The sequence below is a fragment of the Brevundimonas diminuta ATCC 11568 genome (assembly GCF_000204035.1).
Lineage (GTDB): Bacteria > Pseudomonadota > Alphaproteobacteria > Caulobacterales > Caulobacteraceae > Brevundimonas > Brevundimonas diminuta.
Genome location: NZ_GL883086.1, coordinates 2,614,908 through 2,631,526 on the forward strand (window position 1 = coordinate 2,614,908; position 16,619 = coordinate 2,631,526).

Below are 16,619 nucleotides of genomic sequence, written 5' to 3' on the forward strand. Positions count from 1 at the left end.
GGCGCCTCCGTCCAGCAGCCGCTGGGTCAGGTCGACCGTTTTAGCCTGCAAGTCGATGGTCCGTTCGGCCACGGCGATCTGGGCGTTGGCCGAGCAGGTGTCGGCATAGGCCCGGGCCGTTTCGGCCGCGACCGTCACCCGCACGACCTCCAGGGCGGCGGCGGCGGCGGCCACGTCGCCCCGCGCGGCGCGGATTGAGGACTCCACCCGGCCGAACAGGTCAATCTCATAGGAGACGTCCAGGCCGACGTCATAGGTGTCGACTTCCGGCAGCTTGGCGCCGCCGGAGGTCGGCACGGTGTCGGTCGAGGCCCGGCTGCGGTTGTAGGCGGCCGAGGCGGTGGTGGTGGGGAACCGGCCCGAGCGGGCTTCGGACAGCGAGGCCCGGACGGCGCGCAGATTGGCCGCGGCCGCCTCCAGCTCGTTGTTCTCGGTCAGGGCCTGCTGGATCAGGCCGTCGAGGGTCGGATCCTGATACAGCCGCCACCAGTCGTCGCGGGCCGCCTCGGTCGAAACCGAGGCGGATTGCGAGCCGACGAAGGCGCCCTGGCCTTCGGCCGGGATCGTGGGGAGCGGCGCCTTGGGGCCCACCGCGCAAGCGGCGAGCAGGGCCGCCGACCCCGCGGCGGTCAGCAGAGTGCGGAGTTTGCCGTTCATTTTACGCATCTCCCTGGCGCGGAGCGGCGGGAGCCGGTTCCGGGCCGTCGGGGTCAAAGGGGTCGTGCGGCGGAGCGCCGAAGCTGGTCGGGAGCTCGCGCTCCTTGCCCGGCGCCTTGGGCAGCTTGCCCGCCATCCAGCGACAGATGACGTAGAAGACGGGGGTGAAGATCAGACCGAAAAAGGTCACCCCCAGCATCCCATAGACCACCGCGATGCCCAGGGCGTTCTGCATCTCCGAGCCGGGGCCCGTGGCGATGGCCAGGGGCAGCACGCCGAAGATGAAGGCGAACGAGGTCATCAGGATCGGGCGCAGACGCTGGCGCGCGGCCTGGACGGCGGCGTCCCAACGGTTCAGGCCCTCTTCGTCCTCGGCCTGCTTGGCGAACTCCACGATCAGGATGGCATTCTTGGCCGCCAGGGCGATCAGGACCACCAGGCCGACCTGGGTCAGGATGTTGTTGTCCAGACCATGCAGGTTCACCCCGATAATGGCCGCCAGGATACACATCGGCACGATCAGGATGACCGCCAGCGGCAGGGTGAAGGCCTCATACTGAGCGGCCAGCACCAGGAAGACGAACACCACCGCCATGATGAAGATGATGGTCGCGCCGCCCGCCGCCTGCTTCTCCTGCAGGGCGATTTCGGTCCACTCGTAGCTGAAGCCTTCCGGCAGGGTCTGGGCCGCCAGCTGCTCCATCGTGGCGATGGCGTCGCCGGTCGACACGCCGGGCGCCGCTTCACCCTGCAGTTCCGAAGCCGGGAACAGGTTGTAGCGGACCACGCGCGCCGGGCCGGAATCGTCGGCCAGGGTCGCCACCGAACCGATCGGCACCATCCCGCCCGAGCCCGAACGGACCTTCAGGTTGGCGATATCGGCCAGCTCGTCGCGATAGGCGGGCTCAGCCTGGGCGGTCACACGGAAGGTGCGGCCCAGGAAGTTGAAGTCGTTGACGTAGGTCGAGCCGAGGTAGGTGCCCAGGGTGCTGAACACGGTCGAGGGCTGGACGCCCATCAGCAGGGCCTTGTCGCGGTCGACTTCGGCGGCGATGCGCGGCGAGCCGGTGTTGTAGAGGCTGAACACCTGCTGCACCTGATCCGGCGCCTGGGCGGCCGCGCCCATCATGGCGAAGGTCGCGCCTTCCAGAGCCTTGAAGCCGGCGCCGGAACGGTCCTGGATCATCATCTTGAAGCCCGAGCCGGTGCCCATGCCCTGAACGGGCGGGGGCGACAGCATGAAGATGCTGGCTTCCTCGATGACGCCGGTCGCCCCGCTGAGCGCGCCGGCCAGGGCCGAGGCTTCCAGTTCGGGCGTGGTGCGCTCTTCATAGTCCTTGAGCTTGATGAACATGGTGGCGGCGTTGGACGACAGCGAGAAGCTGGAGCCGTCCAGGCCGGCGAAGGCGGTGACTTCCTGCACGCCGTCGGCCTTGCGGACGATGTCCACGGCCTTGTTCATGGCGGCCTTGGTGCGTTCCAGCGAGGCGCCCGGCGGAAGCTGGACGACGCCGATCAGCACGCCCTGGTCCTGGTCCGGGATGAAGCCGGTCGGGGTGTCGGCCATGCGCCAGCCCGTCAGCGCCAGCAGGGCGGCGTAGATGACGAGCATGATGGTGACCATGCGGATCAGCTTGGCCGTCAGGCGGCCGTAGCGGTCCGAGACCCAGTCGAAGCCTTCGTTGAACTTGGCCCCGGCCCAGCCGAGATAATAGGTCACCGTGCCGAACAGGCCCGGCTTGCGGTGATGGTCGTGCTCCTTGTGCGGCTTCAGCAGAAGCGCGGCCAGGGCCGGCGACAGCGTCAGCGACACCAGAAGCGAGATCAGAGTCGCCGAGGCGATGGTGACGGCGAACTGACGGAAGAAGATGCCGGGAATGCCGGGCACGAAGGCCGTCGGAACGAACACCGAGGTCAGCACCAGGGAGATGGCGATCAGGGCGCCCGACACTTCCTGCATCGAGCGGTAGGCCGCCTCCTTGGGCGTCAGGCCCTCGCGGATGTAGCGCTCGACGTTCTCGACCACGATGATGGCGTCGTCGACGACGATGCCGACGGCCAGAACCAGGGCGAACAGCGACAGGGAGTTGATCGAATAGCCCAGGGCCAGCTGCACCGCGAAGGTGCCGACCAGGGCCACCGGGATGGCGATGATGGGGATGATGGCCGCGCGCCAGGTCTGCAGGAAGACCAGGATGACGATCATCACCAGGAAGACGGCTTCGATCAGCACGTGCTCCACGGCCGAAACCGAGGCGGCGACGTATTCCGTCGGGTTATAGGGGATGGCGTATTTCACGCCGGGCGGGAAGTCGGCCTTGATGGCGTCCAGCTCGGCGATGACCGCCTTGGCGGTCGACAGGGCGTTGGAGCCCGGCTGCTGGATGACGGCGATGCCGACGCCGCGCTGGCCGTTGAAGTAGCCTTCGACGCCGTAGATTTCCGAACCCAGCTCGATGCGGGCGACGTCGCTGACGCGGGTCACGCGCCCTTGAGCGTCGGTCTTGAGCACGACCTTGCCGAACTCTTCCGGAGCCGACAGACGGCCCTCGACCTGAACCGGCAGCTCGAAGGCGGCGGCGTTGGTCGGGAAGGGGGGCTGGCCGATCGAACCGCCGGCGGCCTGGACGTTCTGGGCCTGCAGGGCGGCGACGATCTCGGGCGCGGTCAGGTCGCGTGCGGCCGCCTTGGCCGGATCGATCCAGATGCGCATGGAGTAGTTGCCGCCGCCGAAGACCTGGATGCCGCCGACGCCGTCGATCCGCAGCAGGCGGTCGCGGATCGTCGACTGGGCCATGTTGCCCAGATAGTCGCTGTCGATGCCGGGATCGTCGGACGTCAGCGAGGCCAGCATCAGGAAGCCGGTCGACTCCTTGTTGACGACGACGCCGACCTGACGGACCTGCGCCGGAAGGCGCGGCTCGGCCAGGGCGACCCGGTTCTGGACCAGCACCTGGGCGGTGTCGAGGTCGGTGCCGGGCTGGAAAGTCACGGTCACGGTGACCCGGCCGTCCGAGGTGGACGACGAGGTCATGTAAAGCATGTTCTCGACGCCGTTGATCTCCTGTTCGAGCGGCGCGGCGACCGTTTCGGACAGGGTTTCAGCCGAGGCGCCGGCGTAGGAGGCGTTCACGCTGATCGTCGGCGGCGCGATGTCCGGATACTGCGCGAGCGGCAGCATCGGCATGGCGAAGGCGCCGATCAGGGTGATGAAGACCGAGATCACGATCGCGAAGATCGGCCGGTCGATGAAGAAGCGGGATATGTTCATGGATCAGGTTCCGGCTCGTGAGCCTCCTCCTCAGCCGGCGCTGGCGACGAAGGTGGCGGACGAAGCGACGGGGGCCGTGGTCACGGGCGCGTCGGCCTTGGTTTCCTCAGCCTTGATGGTTCCGTTCTGGGCGGTGACCTTCTGGCCCGGGCGGGCGCGCTGAAGGCCGTTGATGATGACGCGGTCGTCCGGCGTCAGGCCCGTGCGCACGACGCGCAGGCCGTTGGCCAGCGGACCCAGCTGGACCGGCTTGGCGCCGACCGTGCCGTCCTTGGCGACGACGTAGACCACCTTGCGCGGACCGTCGGTGACGACGGCGGAATCCGGCACCAGCATGGCGGCGTACCCGCCCGAACCGGCCAGTTGGGCGTGACCGAACATGCCGGGCTTCAGGAAGCCGTCGGCGTTCTGCACCACGGCGCGCAGGCGAATGGTGCCCGAGGAGGCGTCGATGGCGTTGTCGGTGAAGTCCAGCGTACCGGTGCGGTCGTAGCTGGTCTCGTCCTGCAGGCGGATGCGGATCGGGGCCGAACCGTTGCGGGCGTCGCGCTGGTACTTCAACGCCAGGGCTTCGGAGCCGTCGAAGACGAAGTAGATCGGCGAGGACGAGACGATGGTGGTCAGGACGTCGCCAGCCGACGAGCCGCCGCCGATTAGGTTGCCCGGATCGACCCGGCGGTCGGACACGCGGCCCGAGATCGGGGCGGTGACGCGGGTGAACTCCACGTCCAGCTGACGGGCGCGGATGGCGGCGTTGGCGGCGGCCACGGCGGCCTCGGCGGTCTGGACGGCGCCGCGCTTGGCGTCGACCTCAGCCTGGGACACGGCCTGCGAGGCCAGCAGGCCCTCGGCGCGAGTCAGTTCCGTGCGGGCCAGCGTCAGCTGGGCCTGGCCCTGGGCCAGTTGTGCGCGGGCCGAGGCCAGGGCGGCCTGGGCCGGGCGCGGGTCCAGGGTGAACAGCAGCTGGCCCTGGCGCACGAAGTCGCCGTCCTTGAAATGGACGGACTGGATGTAGCCGCCGACGCGCGCCCGTACGTCGACCGAGCGAGGCGCCTCGAAGCGGCCGGTGAATTCGTCCCAGTCGACGACCTGTTGCGACAGGGGCGCGGCCACCGTGACGGGCGGCGCGCCCTGGGCGGGCGCCTCCTGTCCCTTGGAACAGCCATAGAGGGCGGCCGCCATCAAAGCGGACGCGGCCGCGATCTTAACCGTGCGCATCGGCGCAATCTCCTTGGGAGTAACGTGATCAGAGAGACTGTCGCTCTTTGGGGAGAAGGCGTCCAGTCAACACCGGCTGACTTAAAGACGACGAAGGCGACGCTTGTCAACGCCTGATGACAAGGCCATATAGTCCGTAAGGTTTATTGGAGTGCGACCAATTGGTCCTTTGCGACGTTCCCCGGCCGCGTAACGCCAACGCCACCCGCCAGGCCATTCTGGAGGCGGCGCGCGAGCGTTTCTGCGCGGAAAGCTATGATGATGTCGGCATGCGCGACGTGGCGCGCGACGTCGGCGTCGATGCGGCGCTGATCAGCCGCTATTTCGGCTCGAAGGAAGATCTGTTCCTGGCGGTGCTGGACAGTTGCAAGAACGGGCGTGACCTGATGGAAGGCGACCGCGCCGATTTCGGTCAGCGCCTGGCGACGGAAGTCGTCTATGGCGAGGCGGCTCGGTGCGAGGCCGACCCGACCGGCGAGAAGATGCGCGGCCTGCTGATCCTGTTGCGCTCGATCGGCTCGACCAAGGCGATGGACGTGGTGCAGCGCACGGCGAACAACCGCTTCTTCGATCCCCTGACTCAGTGGATCGGCGGCGAGGACGCGGCCGTGCGGGCGCGCCTCGCGTCCGGCCTGATCATGGGCATGGCCATCGGCCGCGAGCTGTCGGACGGCTTTTCGGCTCTGACGGATGAACAGCGGGGCCGCCTGCGCGACCGTATGGCCAAGGCGCTTCAGGGCCTGATCGACGGCTGAATTGAAAAGAGGCGGACCGCGGCCCGCCTCTCGTCTCTGTCTTATGGCAACCCCGTCTAGGCCCAGTGCATCGGCACATGGCGCGCCGCCGCCCAGTGGATGGCGCGGATGGCGTCGACGATGGCGCGGGTGGCCGACACCGTGCCCAGCGGCCCGCCCAGATCGGCGGTGACGGCGCCCGAGGCCAGGACGGCGGCGACCGCCGCCTCGATGGAGTCGGCCTCATCCTCCAGATCGAAGCTGTGGCGCAGCATCATCGCCGCCGACAGCACCATGCCGACCGGATTGGCCAGATCCTGTCCAGCGATGTCGGGCGCCGAGCCGTGGATCGGCTCGAACAGGCCGGGGCCGTCGGCGCCCAGGGAGGCCGAGGGCAGCAGGCCGATCGAGCCGCCCAGCACCGAGATTTCATCCGACAGGATGTCGCCGAACATGTTCTCGGTCAGGATGACGTCATAGTCGCGCGGCTTGCGGATCAGGTGCATGGCCATGGAGTCGACCAGCGCGTGCTCCAGGGTGATCTGCGGATATTCCTCGGCGTGGATGCGGGTCACCACCTCGCGCCACAGGCGACTGGTCTCCATGACGTTGGCCTTGTCGACCGAAGTGACCTTGCCGCGGCGCTGTTCGGCGGCCTGGAAGGCGGCGCGGGCGACGCGCTCGATCTCCTCGACCGTATAGACGCACAGGTCGGACGCCTGGGTTTCGGTGCGGGTGCGCTCGCCGAAATAGACGCCGCTGGTCAGTTCGCGGAAGACGATCAGATCGACGCCCTCGACGATCTCCTTCTTCAGCGGCGAGCGGTGGGCCAGCACCGGCGAGACCTGCAACGGGCGCAGGTTGGCGTACAGACCCATGGCCTTGCGGATGGCCAGCAGGCCCTGTTCCGGTCGCACCGGGGCGCCGTCCCACTTGGGCCCGCCGACCGCGCCCAGCAGCACGGCGTCGGAGGCCAGACAGGCGGCTTTCGTCTCTTCTGGCAGGGACTCGCCCGTCGCGTCGATGGCGGCGCCGCCGATCAGGTGTTCGGTGAAGTTGAAGCGGTGCCCGTAGATGTCGCCGATGCAGGTCAACACCCGCTGGGCGGCCAGGGCGACTTCAGGACCGACCCCGTCGCCAGGCAGGACGGCGATGTCGAAGGTGCGGGCGACGGGCGTTTCATGGGCGGTCATCAGGCGGTCTCCGGCTGAAAGGCGTCGTTTCTCAGGCGTTCAAAGGTGGTGACGTAGGGCAGCTTCGATTGGAGCCAGCCGAGGGCGTCGACCCCGTCCAGCAGGCACTGGCGGGCGAAGGACTCGACCTTGAACGGCACGGCCGGGGCGTTGCCGCGCCGGATCTCATTGGCGTCCAGATCAATCGTCACCGGCTGTTCCGGATGGGCGGCGAGGTCGTCCCAGGTCGCCTGATCGACGACGATGGGCAGGAAGCCGTTCTTCAGGGCGTTGGAGGTGAAGATGTCGGCGATCTCGGTCGAGATCACCGCCCGAAAGCCGTAGTCCAGCAGGGCCCACGGCGCGTGTTCGCGCGATGAGCCGCAGGCGAAGTTCGGCCCCGCCAGCAGGATGCGCTGTTCGGTCGGGTCGATGCGGTTCAACACGGCCTCGGGCTTGGGCGAACCGTCGGCCTCATAGCGCCAGTCGTGGAAGGCGTGGGCGCCCAGACCCTCGCGCGTCGTGGTGGTCAGGAAACGCGCGGGGATGATCTGGTCGGTGTCGATGTTGGCCTGACTCAGGGTCAGGGTCTTCGACGTCAGGGTCTTGAAGGGCTCAGACATTTTGGGTCTCCCCTATCGCCTCGCGCGCGGCGCTCGACTGCTTGAGGGGAGCCGTCCCCGACAGATAGACGCGTGGGTCGGTCAACACCCCGGCGACGGCGCTGGCGGCGGCGGTGGCGGGGCTGGCCAGTATGGTGCGGGCGCCCTTGCCCTGACGGCCCTCGAAATTGCGGTTCGAGGTCGAGACGGCCAACTGGCCCGGCGCGACGAAATCCCCGTTCATGGCGATGCACATGGAGCAGCCAGGGATGCGCCATTCGGCGCCCGCCTCGGTGAAGACCCGATCCAGACCTTCGGCCTCGGCGTCGCGGCGGACGGCTTCCGAGCCGGGGACGACCAGCATCCGCACGCCCGGCTGGACCTTGCGGCCGCGCAGGACGTCGGCGGCGGCGCGCAGGTCGGGCAGGCGGCCGTTGGTGCAACTGCCGATGAAGACGACGTCGACCTTGTGGCCGGTGGTCGCCTCGCCCGCGGTGAAGCCCATGTAGTCGATGGCCTTCTGGTCGGAGGCCGAGCGCGGTTGCGGCACGGGCGCGCCGACGGGTGCGCCGGCGTCCGGCGTCGTGCCCCAGGTGGCCATCGGGCGGATGGCGCCGCCGTCCAGCACGACCTCCTTGTCGAAGACCGCGCCGGGGTCGGTGGCCAGGCTCAGCCAGTCGGCGGCTGCGGCCTCATAGTCGGCGGGGACGTGGCGACGGCCGCGCAGCCAGTCCACAGTGGTCTGGTCGGGGGCGATCATGCCCGCCCGCGCGCCCGCCTCGATGGACATGTTGCACAGGGTCATGCGCCCTTCCATGTCCAGCGCGCGCACGGCCTCGCCCGCATATTCGATGACGTAGCCGGTGCCGCCGCCGAAGCCGATGGCGGCGATGACGGCCAGCGCCACATCCTTGCCGGAGACGCCGGGACGCAAGCGTCCGTCGACCGTCACCCGCATGGCCTTGGCCCGGCGCTGCAGCAGGCACTGGGTCGCCAGCACATGGCCGACTTCCGAGGTGCCGATGCCGAAGGCCAGCGCCCCGAAGGCGCCGTGGGTGGCCGTGTGGCTGTCGCCGCAGACGACGGTCATGCCCGGCTGGGTCAGGCCCAGCTCCGGCCCCATGACGTGGACGACGCCGCGCTGATCCGAGCCCCAGCCCGCCAGTTCGACGTTATGTCGGGCGCAGTTGGCCTCCAGGGTCTCGACCTGGTTGCGCGCCTGTTCTGTGACATAGGGGCGTTGCCCATCCGGCCCGGCGGGCAGGGTGGGGGTCGAGTGGTCCAGGGTGGCGAAGGTGCGGTCGGGGCGGCGGACCTTCAGCCCGCGCGCCTCGATTTCGGAGAAGGCCTGGGGCGAGGTGACTTCGTGGACCAGATGCAGGTCCACATACATGACGCCCGGAGTCTCGGCGGTTTCCGGCACGACGACGTGCCGGTCCCAGACCTTCTGATACAGGGTTTTAGGCTGGCTCATGCGCGCGCTCCCTGGTTGGGGCGGCGGCCGCTTCGCCGATGGGCTCCAGCCAGCCGAAGCGGTCGGGCGTCGTGCCGTCGAACAGGCCGCGGAAGGCCTTGTTGACCGCCTTCGTCACCGGGCCGGGGCCGCCTGCGCGGGTCATGATGCCGTCGATGGAGCGGACGGGCGTGATCTCGGCCGCTGTGCCGGTCATGAAGACCTCGTCGGCGACATAGAGGGCTTCGCGCGGCAGCACCTGTTCGCGCGCCTCATAGCCCAGGCCGCGCGCCAGCTTCATCACGCTGTCCCGGGTGATGCCCTGCAGGATGGAGGCGGCGGCGGGCGGGGTCATCAGCACCCCGTCCTTGACGATGAACAGGTTCTCGCCCGCGCCCTCGGACAGCAGGCCGTCGGCGCCCAGGGCGATGCCTTCGCCGAAGCCGCGCACGCGGGCCTCGCGTCCGATCAGATAGGAGGACAGATAGTTGCCGCCCGCCTTGGCGCCCGCCGGGACGGTGTTCGGCGCCACGCGGTTCCAGCTGGAGATGCAGGCGTCGACGCCCTTCTCCAGCGCTTCTTCGCCCAGATAGGCGCCCCAGGCGAAGGCCGAGATCATCACATCGCTGCGGATCGCCTCGGCCGAGGGGCTGACGCCCATGCCGCACTCGCCCAGGAAGGCCAAGGGGCGCAGATAGGCCGAGCGCAGGCCCTCGGCGCGCACCACCTCCTTGCAGGCCTGAACCAGTTCGCCCTCATTATAAGGCATGGGGAAGTGGTAGATGCGCGCGCTGTCGAACAGGCGGCGGATGTGGTCGGTCAGGCGGAAGCCGCACGGACCGTTGGGGGTGTCATAGACGCGGATGCCCTCGAACACCGAGGTGCCGTAGTGCAGGGCGTGGCTCATGACATGAACCGTGGCGTTCTCCCACGCCGTCAGTTCGCCGTTGATCCAGATGTTCTTAGCCAGCGGTTGCATAGGTCGTATCCTGTGGTGCGGAGGCCGTGACGGCCGCGATGATGGCGGTCAGTTCCGCGTCATTGATTTCGCCGATCTGGTCGGCGCGTTGCTTGAAGCCGGCGAAGACGTCGGCCAGGCGCTGGCCTTCCAGCACATGGCCCAGAGCCTCGGCCCGCTTGCCGACCGCGTGGCGGCCGGAATGTTTGCCCAGCACGAAGTAGCTGCCCTCGAAACCGACGTCCTCGGGACGCATGATCTCGTAGGTGCGGGCGTCGGCCATCATGCCGTGCTGGTGGATCCCGGCCTCGTGGGCGAAGGCGTTCAGGCCGACGATGGCCTTGTTGCGGGCGATGACCGTCTCGGTCACTTCGCGCAGGGTCTCGGAGGCGCGCACTAGATGGCGACTCTCGGCGGCGACGGTCGCCCCATAGCGGTCCGCGCGGGTGCGCAGGGCCATGATGACTTCTTCGATCGAGGCGTTGCCCGCCCGTTCGCCGATGCCGTTGATGGCGCCCTCGATCTGGCGCGCCCCGCCCTCGACCGCGGCCAGGGAGTTGGCCACGGCCAGACCCAGGTCGTTGTGGCAGTGCGAGGAGAAGATGATGTCCGCGTGGCGCGGGCGGATAATCCCGTCCAGATAGGCGAACCTCTGGCGCGCCTCTTCCGGCGTGGCGTAGCCGACGGTGTCGGGCACGTTCAGCGTCTGGGCGCCGGCATCGGCGGCGGCCGTCAGCGCCTCGGCCAGGAACTCGGGTTCCGTGCGGAAGGCGTCCTCTGCCGAGAACTCCACGTCGTCGAACATCGAGGCGGCGTATTCCACCGTGCGCGAAATCGTGGCCAGCACCTCGTTGGTGCTCATCCGCAGCTTGGCCGAGCGGTGGATCGGGCTGGTGGCCAGGAAGACGTGGCAGCGACGGTGCGATTTCGGCGCAGGCGACAGGGCGCGGAACGAGGCGTCGATGTCCTTCTCGTTGGCGCGCGACAGGGAGGCGAAGACCGGGCCCTCGATCTCGCCCGCCACACGACGGATGCACTCCTCGTCGCCCGGCGAGGCGGCGGCGAAGCCCGCCTCGATCACGTCCACGCCCAGGTCGCGCAGGACATGGGCCATCTTCAGCTTGGCCTCGGCCGACATGGAGAAGCCCGGCGCCTGCTCGCCGTCGCGCAGGGTGGTGTCGAAGATGATGACGCGGTTGGGATCGGACGCCGCAATCTGGGCGGTTCTGGATACGCGTTCTACTCGGGACATTACGCAGCCTCGGACTGGAAGGTTTGGGCCTGGATGCGCGCGACGCCGATCAGGCGGTCGATCTGGCGGCCCAGGTTGTCGATGGAGCGGGCGGCGTCACGCCCACGAACGGTCAGGGCGATGCGGCGCATCGCGCCCTCCACTTCAGAATCGGGGGCCATGCTCATGCCGTCGATGTGGAAGCCGCGGCGCTCCACCAGGCCGATGAGACGCTGAAGCGAGCCGTCGGCTCGGTCGATCTGGATGTGAATGGTGTCGCTCATGATCATGCGCCTTCCATCATTTCAGCGTTGCTCTTGCCCGGCGGCACCAGCGGCCAGACGTTTTCCTTGGGGTCGATGACGACGTGGGCCAGACAGGCGCCTTCGGCGGCCAGCAGGCGGGCCAGACCGGCCTCGACCTGATCGCGGCGGTCGATGCGGAAGGCCTCGACGCCGAAGGCCTCGGCCACCTTCACGAAGTCCGGATTGTCGGACAGGTCGATCTCGGAATAGTTCTCTTCGAAGAATAGCTCCTGCCACTGGCGCACCAGGCCCAGGGAAGAGTTGTCCAGCAGGACGATCTTCAGCGGCACGCCGTAGCGGCGTAGGGTCGCCAGCTCCTGAATGTTCATCATGAAGCCGCCGTCGCCGGCGATGGTGATGACGACCGCATCGGGGTCGGCCATCTGGGCGCCCAGACCGGCGGGCAGGCCGAAGCCCATGGCGCCCAGACCGCCCGATGTGATGTGGGCTTCGGGCCGGGCGAAGCGGCAGTGCTGGGCGGCCCACATCTGATGCTGGCCGACGTCGCAGGCGGCGACGAAGCGGTCGCCCGCCATTTCGGACAGCTGCTTCAGCAGGGCCGGGGCGTAGACGCCTTCGCCCGGCGCGTCATAGCGGGCGGCGTGACGCTCGGCCGCCGAGGCGCAGCGGATGACCCACGGGTCGATCGCCAGCGGCGCCGCCGACATGCGCGCGGTCAGGGCCTCGATAGCCGGACGGATCTCGCCGCCGACGGCGACGTGGGTCTCGCGCAGCTTGCCGATCTCCGAGGCGTCGACGTCGAAGTGGACGACGCGGGCATGAGGGGCGAACTCGGCCAGCTTGCCGGTGGCGCGGTCGTCGAAGCGGGCGCCCATGACGATCAGCAGGTCGGACGCCTGAACCGCCTCATTGGCCGCGCGGGCGCCGTGCATCCCCAGCATTCCCAGGAAGCCAGGGGCGTCGGTCGGCACCGTGCCCAGGGCGTTCAGGGTGGCGACGGCGGGAATGCCGGTGGTCTCGGCGAAGGCGCGCAGGGCCTCGGTCGCACGGCCGATCTTCACCCCACCGCCGATGTAGATCAGCGGGCGCTCAGATGTGCGGATGAAATGCTCGGCCTCGGCGATGGCGTCGGCGTCGGCGGCGGGCGTCTCATTGGGAATGTTGAAGCCGAAGGGGGCGACCGTTTCGGCGAACTGGACGTCCTTGGGCAGGTCGACCAGCACCGGGCCGGGGCGGCCCGAGGCGGCGATGTGGAAGGCCTGTTCGATGGCAGCCGGAATCTCGGCGGCGTCACGGACCAGGATGGAGTGTTTCACGATCGGCAGGGTGACGCCCAGGATGTCGATCTCCTGAAAGGCGTCGGTCCCCATGACCCCTTGGGGGACATTGCCGGTGATGCAGACCATCGGCGCCGAATCCATCATGGCGTTGGCGATGCCGGTGATCAGATTGGTGGCGCCGGGGCCTGAGGTGGCCATGCAGACCCCGACCCGGCCGCTCAGGCGGGCATAGGCGTCGGCGGCGAAGGCGGCGGCCTGTTCGTGGCGCACCAGGATGTGTTTCAGCGACGAGCCGGTCAGGGCGTCGTAGATCGGCATGATGGCGCCGCCGGGATAGCCGAACACCACCTCCACGCCCATCCGCTCCAGGCTGGAGACAAGCAGGCGCGCGCCGGTCATGACGGCCGGGGCGGGGGGTGTTTTCAGGGCGGGCGCGGCGGCGCTCATCGGATCAGTCTCTCTTTATATATATAGAGGGTCAGGCGGCGGCCTGTTTGGCCGTCTGCAGCCAGGCCATGCGGTCGCGCAGACGGGCGCCGACCTGTTCGATCTGGCTGTTGCGGTCGGCGTCCAGCAGGGCCTCGTACTTCGGCTTGCCGGCCTCGTTCTCGGCGATCCATTCGCGGGCGAACTGGCCGCTCTGGATCTCGTCCAGCACGGTCTTCATGCGGGCGCGGGTCTCATCGGTGATGACGCGCGGACCCGAGGCGACGGCGCCCCACTTGGCCGTTTCCGAGATGAAGTGGTGCATCTTGGAAATGCCGCCTTCGTAGAACAGGTCCACGATCAGCTTCAGCTCGTGCAGGCATTCGAAATAGGCGATCTCGGGCTGGTAGCCGGCCTCGACCAGGGTGTTGAAGCCTTGGATGACCAGTTCCTTGGCCCCGCCGCACAGGACGGCCTGTTCGCCGAACAGATCGGTTTCGGTCTCTTCGCGGAACGACGTCTCGAGCAGGCCGCCGGTCGCGCCGCCGATGCCCTTGGCGTAGCCCATGGCGCGGTCGCGCGCCTTGCCGGTCGCGTCCTTTTCGATGGCGAACAGGGAGGGGACGCCGCGGCCGCGCGCGAACTCACGACGGACCAGATCGCCCGGCCCCTTGGGCGCCACCAGGATGACGTCCATGTCGTCGCGCGGGGTGATGCGGTCATAGATGATCGAGAAGCCGTGCGCGAACAGCAGGGCCGAGCCGGGCTTGGCGTTCGGCTCGATGACGTCGCGATAGATCTCATTCTGGATCATGTCGGGCGTCAGGATGGCGATGATGTCGGCGCCGCGAACGGCTTCGGCAGGCTCGGCCGTGGCCAGGCCGTCCTCGGTCGCGTGCTTCCAGCCCGTGCCGCCGTGACGGACGCCGACGATCACGTCGTGGCCCGAATCCTTCAGGTTCTGGGCGTGGGCGCGGCCCTGCGAGCCGTAGCCGATGACGGCGATGCGTTGCCCGGCGATGGCGCCCGGCTTGATGTCTTCATTGGTGTAGATGGTGATGGCCATGGGAGGAGATCCTTAGGAAGCAGCGGTTTCGGTGGAGCGGGCGCCCAGATCGGCGGGGATCTGGGCTGGCGGCGGATTGGGAATGGTCACGGCCCCTTGCGAGGCGGAGGCGACGGCGGCGCGGTATTTCGCGAAGACGCCTTGCGCCGGGCGGACACGGTTGGGGGCGAAGTCCGCCCGGCGCGCCTCCAGATCGACGAGCACGTCGATCCTTCGGTTGGTGACGTCGATGACGATCGGATCGCCATCGCGAATGAGAGCGATGGGGCCGCCCGCCGCCGCCTCGGGCGAGACGTGGCCGGCGACGAAGCCGTAGGAGGCGCCCGAAAAGCGGCCGTCGGTCAGCAGGGCGACGTTCTCGACCTTGCGGCCCTTCAGGGCGGCGGTGATCTGCAGCATCTCGCGCATGCCGGGGCCGCCCTTGGGGCCTTCGTAGCGGATGATGATGACGTCGCCTTCGCCGACCGAACCATCCTGAACCGCGTGGAAGGCGTCTTCCTCGCAGTCGAAGACGGCGGCCGGGCCTTCGAAACGATCGACCTTATGGCCGGTCAGCTTGATGACCGCGCCTTCCGGCGCGACATCGCCATAGATGACGGCGTAGGAGCCGCGCGCCATGACCGGCGCGTCGAAGTCGGTCACGACCTGTTGGCCGGGTTGCTCCTCGGCGTCGCCGGCTTCGGCGAACAGGCTGCGGCCCGAGACGGTCGGGACGTTGGCGATCTTGCCCGCCTCAGCCAGACGTTGAGCGACCAGGCGCGTGCCGCCCGCCGCATACAGGTGCGAGGCCAGGAAACGCCCGCCCGGCTTCAGGTCGCAGATGACCGGCGCCTCGACGCAGGCCTGGTGGCAGTCCTCGACGCCGAAATCGACGCCCGCCTCGGCCGCGATGGCGGTCAGGTGCATGACGGCGTTGGTCGATCCGCCCGAGGCCGAGACGGCGATGGCCGCGTTCTTCAGGCTGGCGCGGGTGATGTATTTGCGGGCGGTGTCTCCGGCGAAGACGCGCTCGACGATCAGGCGGCCGCAGCGCTCGCCTTCCGCGCCCTTGGCCGGATCGACGGCGGGCACGTCATTGGCGCCCATGGGGCTGATCCCCATCATCGACAGGGCCATGGCCATGGTGTTGGCCGTGAACTGGCCGCCGCAGGCGCCGGCGCCGGGGCAGACCGCGCTTTCGACCGCCTTCAGACCCGCATCGTCCAGCGAACCGGCGGCGTGGGCGCCGATGGCCTCGAACACTTCCTGAACCGAGACTTCCTTCGTCCCGATCACGCCGGGCAGGATGGTGCCGCCGTAATAGACCAGGCCGGGGATATCCATGCGGGCCAGGGCCATGGCCGCGGCGGGAATCGTCTTGTCGCAGCCGACGATGCAGACGACGCCGTCCAGCTGATGCCCCTCGATGGCCAGTTCGATGGAATCGGCGACGACTTCGCGGCTGATCAGCGAGGCCTTCATCCCCGCCGTGCCCATGGAGATGCCGTCAGTGACGACGATGGTGTTGAAATCGACCGGATAGCCGCCTGCGGCGACGATCCCGGCCCGCACGTCTTTGGCCAGACGGTCCAGGTGCATGTTGCAGGGGGTGACGGTCGACCAGGTGTTGACGATGCCGATCATCGGCTTGTCGAAATCGGCGTCCTGCATCCCCGCCGCGCGCAGATAGGACCGCGCCGCAGCCCGGTTCGGGCCCTGGGTGACGGCCGCAGAGCGGCTGTTAGGTTGTTTCGTGCTGTCAGAAGGCGTCGTCATTGTGATTTTGGAATTTCTTGCCTGTCGGTGTTGGGCTGGGCACAAGAAAAACCCCGCGTCCGGAGCCGGAGCGGGGTGAATGGGCGAAACTGGCTGGGTTCAGGTCAGGTCGCAGGCATCCACACCGCTTGGCTAAGCGGAATGAGAATTACCGAGAGAAGGAGTACGCCCAGCGACAGCACGCGCAGATCGGCCGCCGCTTGCGCGGGGCTCGGGATCGCAGCGATGGCGGCACCGTGGGACAAGGAAAGACCTTTCGAACTGGCGCTCTTATGCCTCGCCGAATGTTGCGGCGCAACCGCGGATGCACGAATTATGGAAGAAAGAACCCTGTGGTGGCGTCGCTGCGGGATTTGAACGCCAAAAACAGTCGCTCAAGTGCGTGTCTGGGATAAAAATTTCATCCTGAGGCCGATTTCTCTTTAGCTCTCCAGACGCGCGCGTACGTGAAGGGCGCCGGAAGTAAGGCGCGGACGACTCTGGTTCGTTGAGTTTCTTGGACTTTTTGTGAAAAGCCTATTGCCAGTTCG

13 protein-coding genes are annotated in these 16,619 nt (G+C 68.2%); 1 reads left to right on the forward strand and 12 read right to left on the reverse strand.

Translation table 11 applies throughout. The annotated features are described in order from the left end of the window. The 3 genes from BDIM_RS16600 to BDIM_RS16610 form a co-directional block, all read right to left on the reverse strand. Positions 1–657: TolC family protein (locus BDIM_RS16600; RefSeq protein ID WP_040346508.1), on the reverse strand; the 657-nt coding region annotated here is incomplete at its 3' end. Between the two features lies 1 nt (position 658). Continuing rightward, complete coding sequence (locus tag BDIM_RS16605) at positions 659–3,928, reverse strand: efflux RND transporter permease subunit (RefSeq protein WP_040346509.1); 3,270 nt, start codon at positions 3,926–3,928, stop codon at positions 659–661. A gap of 30 nt (positions 3,929–3,958) precedes the next feature. Further along, complete coding sequence (locus tag BDIM_RS16610) at positions 3,959–5,146, reverse strand: efflux RND transporter periplasmic adaptor subunit (protein WP_003166715.1); 1,188 nt, start codon at positions 5,144–5,146, stop codon at positions 3,959–3,961. A gap of 161 nt (positions 5,147–5,307) precedes the next feature. Here BDIM_RS16610 and BDIM_RS16615 point away from each other — a divergent pair, with 161 nt between their 5' ends. Beyond that, positions 5,308–5,901, forward strand: coding sequence for a TetR/AcrR family transcriptional regulator (locus tag BDIM_RS16615; RefSeq protein WP_003166716.1), 594 nt, complete (start codon positions 5,308–5,310; stop codon positions 5,899–5,901). A 56-nt stretch (positions 5,902–5,957) separates the two neighbouring features. Here BDIM_RS16615 and leuB read toward each other — a convergent pair whose 3' ends face one another. The 9 genes from leuB to ilvD are packed head-to-tail and all read right to left on the reverse strand — an operon-like array spanning position 5,958 to position 16,089. Next, on the reverse strand, positions 5,958–7,073 hold the full coding sequence (gene leuB / locus BDIM_RS16620; protein ID WP_040346510.1) for a 3-isopropylmalate dehydrogenase: 1,116 nt from the start codon (positions 7,071–7,073) through the stop codon (positions 5,958–5,960). After that, on the reverse strand, positions 7,073–7,675 hold the full coding sequence (leuD, locus tag BDIM_RS16625) for a 3-isopropylmalate dehydratase small subunit (RefSeq protein WP_003166717.1): 603 nt from the start codon (positions 7,673–7,675) through the stop codon (positions 7,073–7,075). The genes leuB and leuD overlap by 1 nt, the downstream gene beginning before the upstream one ends. Further along, on the reverse strand, positions 7,668–9,128 hold the full coding sequence (gene leuC / locus BDIM_RS16630; protein WP_003166718.1) for a 3-isopropylmalate dehydratase large subunit: 1,461 nt from the start codon (positions 9,126–9,128) through the stop codon (positions 7,668–7,670). The genes leuD and leuC overlap by 8 nt, the downstream gene beginning before the upstream one ends. Then, positions 9,115–10,086 (reverse strand): branched-chain amino acid transaminase, encoded by a 972-nt coding sequence (locus BDIM_RS16635; protein ID WP_003166719.1) that lies wholly within the window; start codon positions 10,084–10,086, stop codon positions 9,115–9,117. The genes leuC and BDIM_RS16635 overlap by 14 nt, the downstream gene beginning before the upstream one ends. Beyond that, positions 10,070–11,317: a 2-isopropylmalate synthase gene (locus BDIM_RS16640; RefSeq protein WP_003166720.1), complete on the reverse strand. Its 1,248-nt coding sequence runs from the start codon at positions 11,315–11,317 to the stop codon at positions 10,070–10,072. The genes BDIM_RS16635 and BDIM_RS16640 overlap by 17 nt, the downstream gene beginning before the upstream one ends. After that, positions 11,317–11,580, reverse strand: coding sequence for an ACT domain-containing protein (locus tag BDIM_RS16645; protein ID WP_040347287.1), 264 nt, complete (start codon positions 11,578–11,580; stop codon positions 11,317–11,319). The genes BDIM_RS16640 and BDIM_RS16645 overlap by 1 nt, the downstream gene beginning before the upstream one ends. Positions 11,581–11,582: 2 nt before the next feature. Next, positions 11,583–13,289, reverse strand: a complete 1,707-nt coding sequence (gene ilvG / locus BDIM_RS16650; RefSeq protein ID WP_050796778.1) for an acetolactate synthase 2 catalytic subunit — start codon at positions 13,287–13,289, stop codon at positions 11,583–11,585. Positions 13,290–13,320: 31 nt separating this feature from the next. Further along, positions 13,321–14,334, reverse strand: coding sequence for a ketol-acid reductoisomerase (gene ilvC, locus BDIM_RS16655; RefSeq protein WP_040346511.1), 1,014 nt, complete (start codon positions 14,332–14,334; stop codon positions 13,321–13,323). A gap of 12 nt (positions 14,335–14,346) precedes the next feature. Beyond that, on the reverse strand, positions 14,347–16,089 hold the full coding sequence (gene ilvD, locus BDIM_RS16660; protein WP_040346513.1) for a dihydroxy-acid dehydratase: 1,743 nt from the start codon (positions 16,087–16,089) through the stop codon (positions 14,347–14,349). Positions 16,090–16,619: the final 530 nt, after the last annotated feature.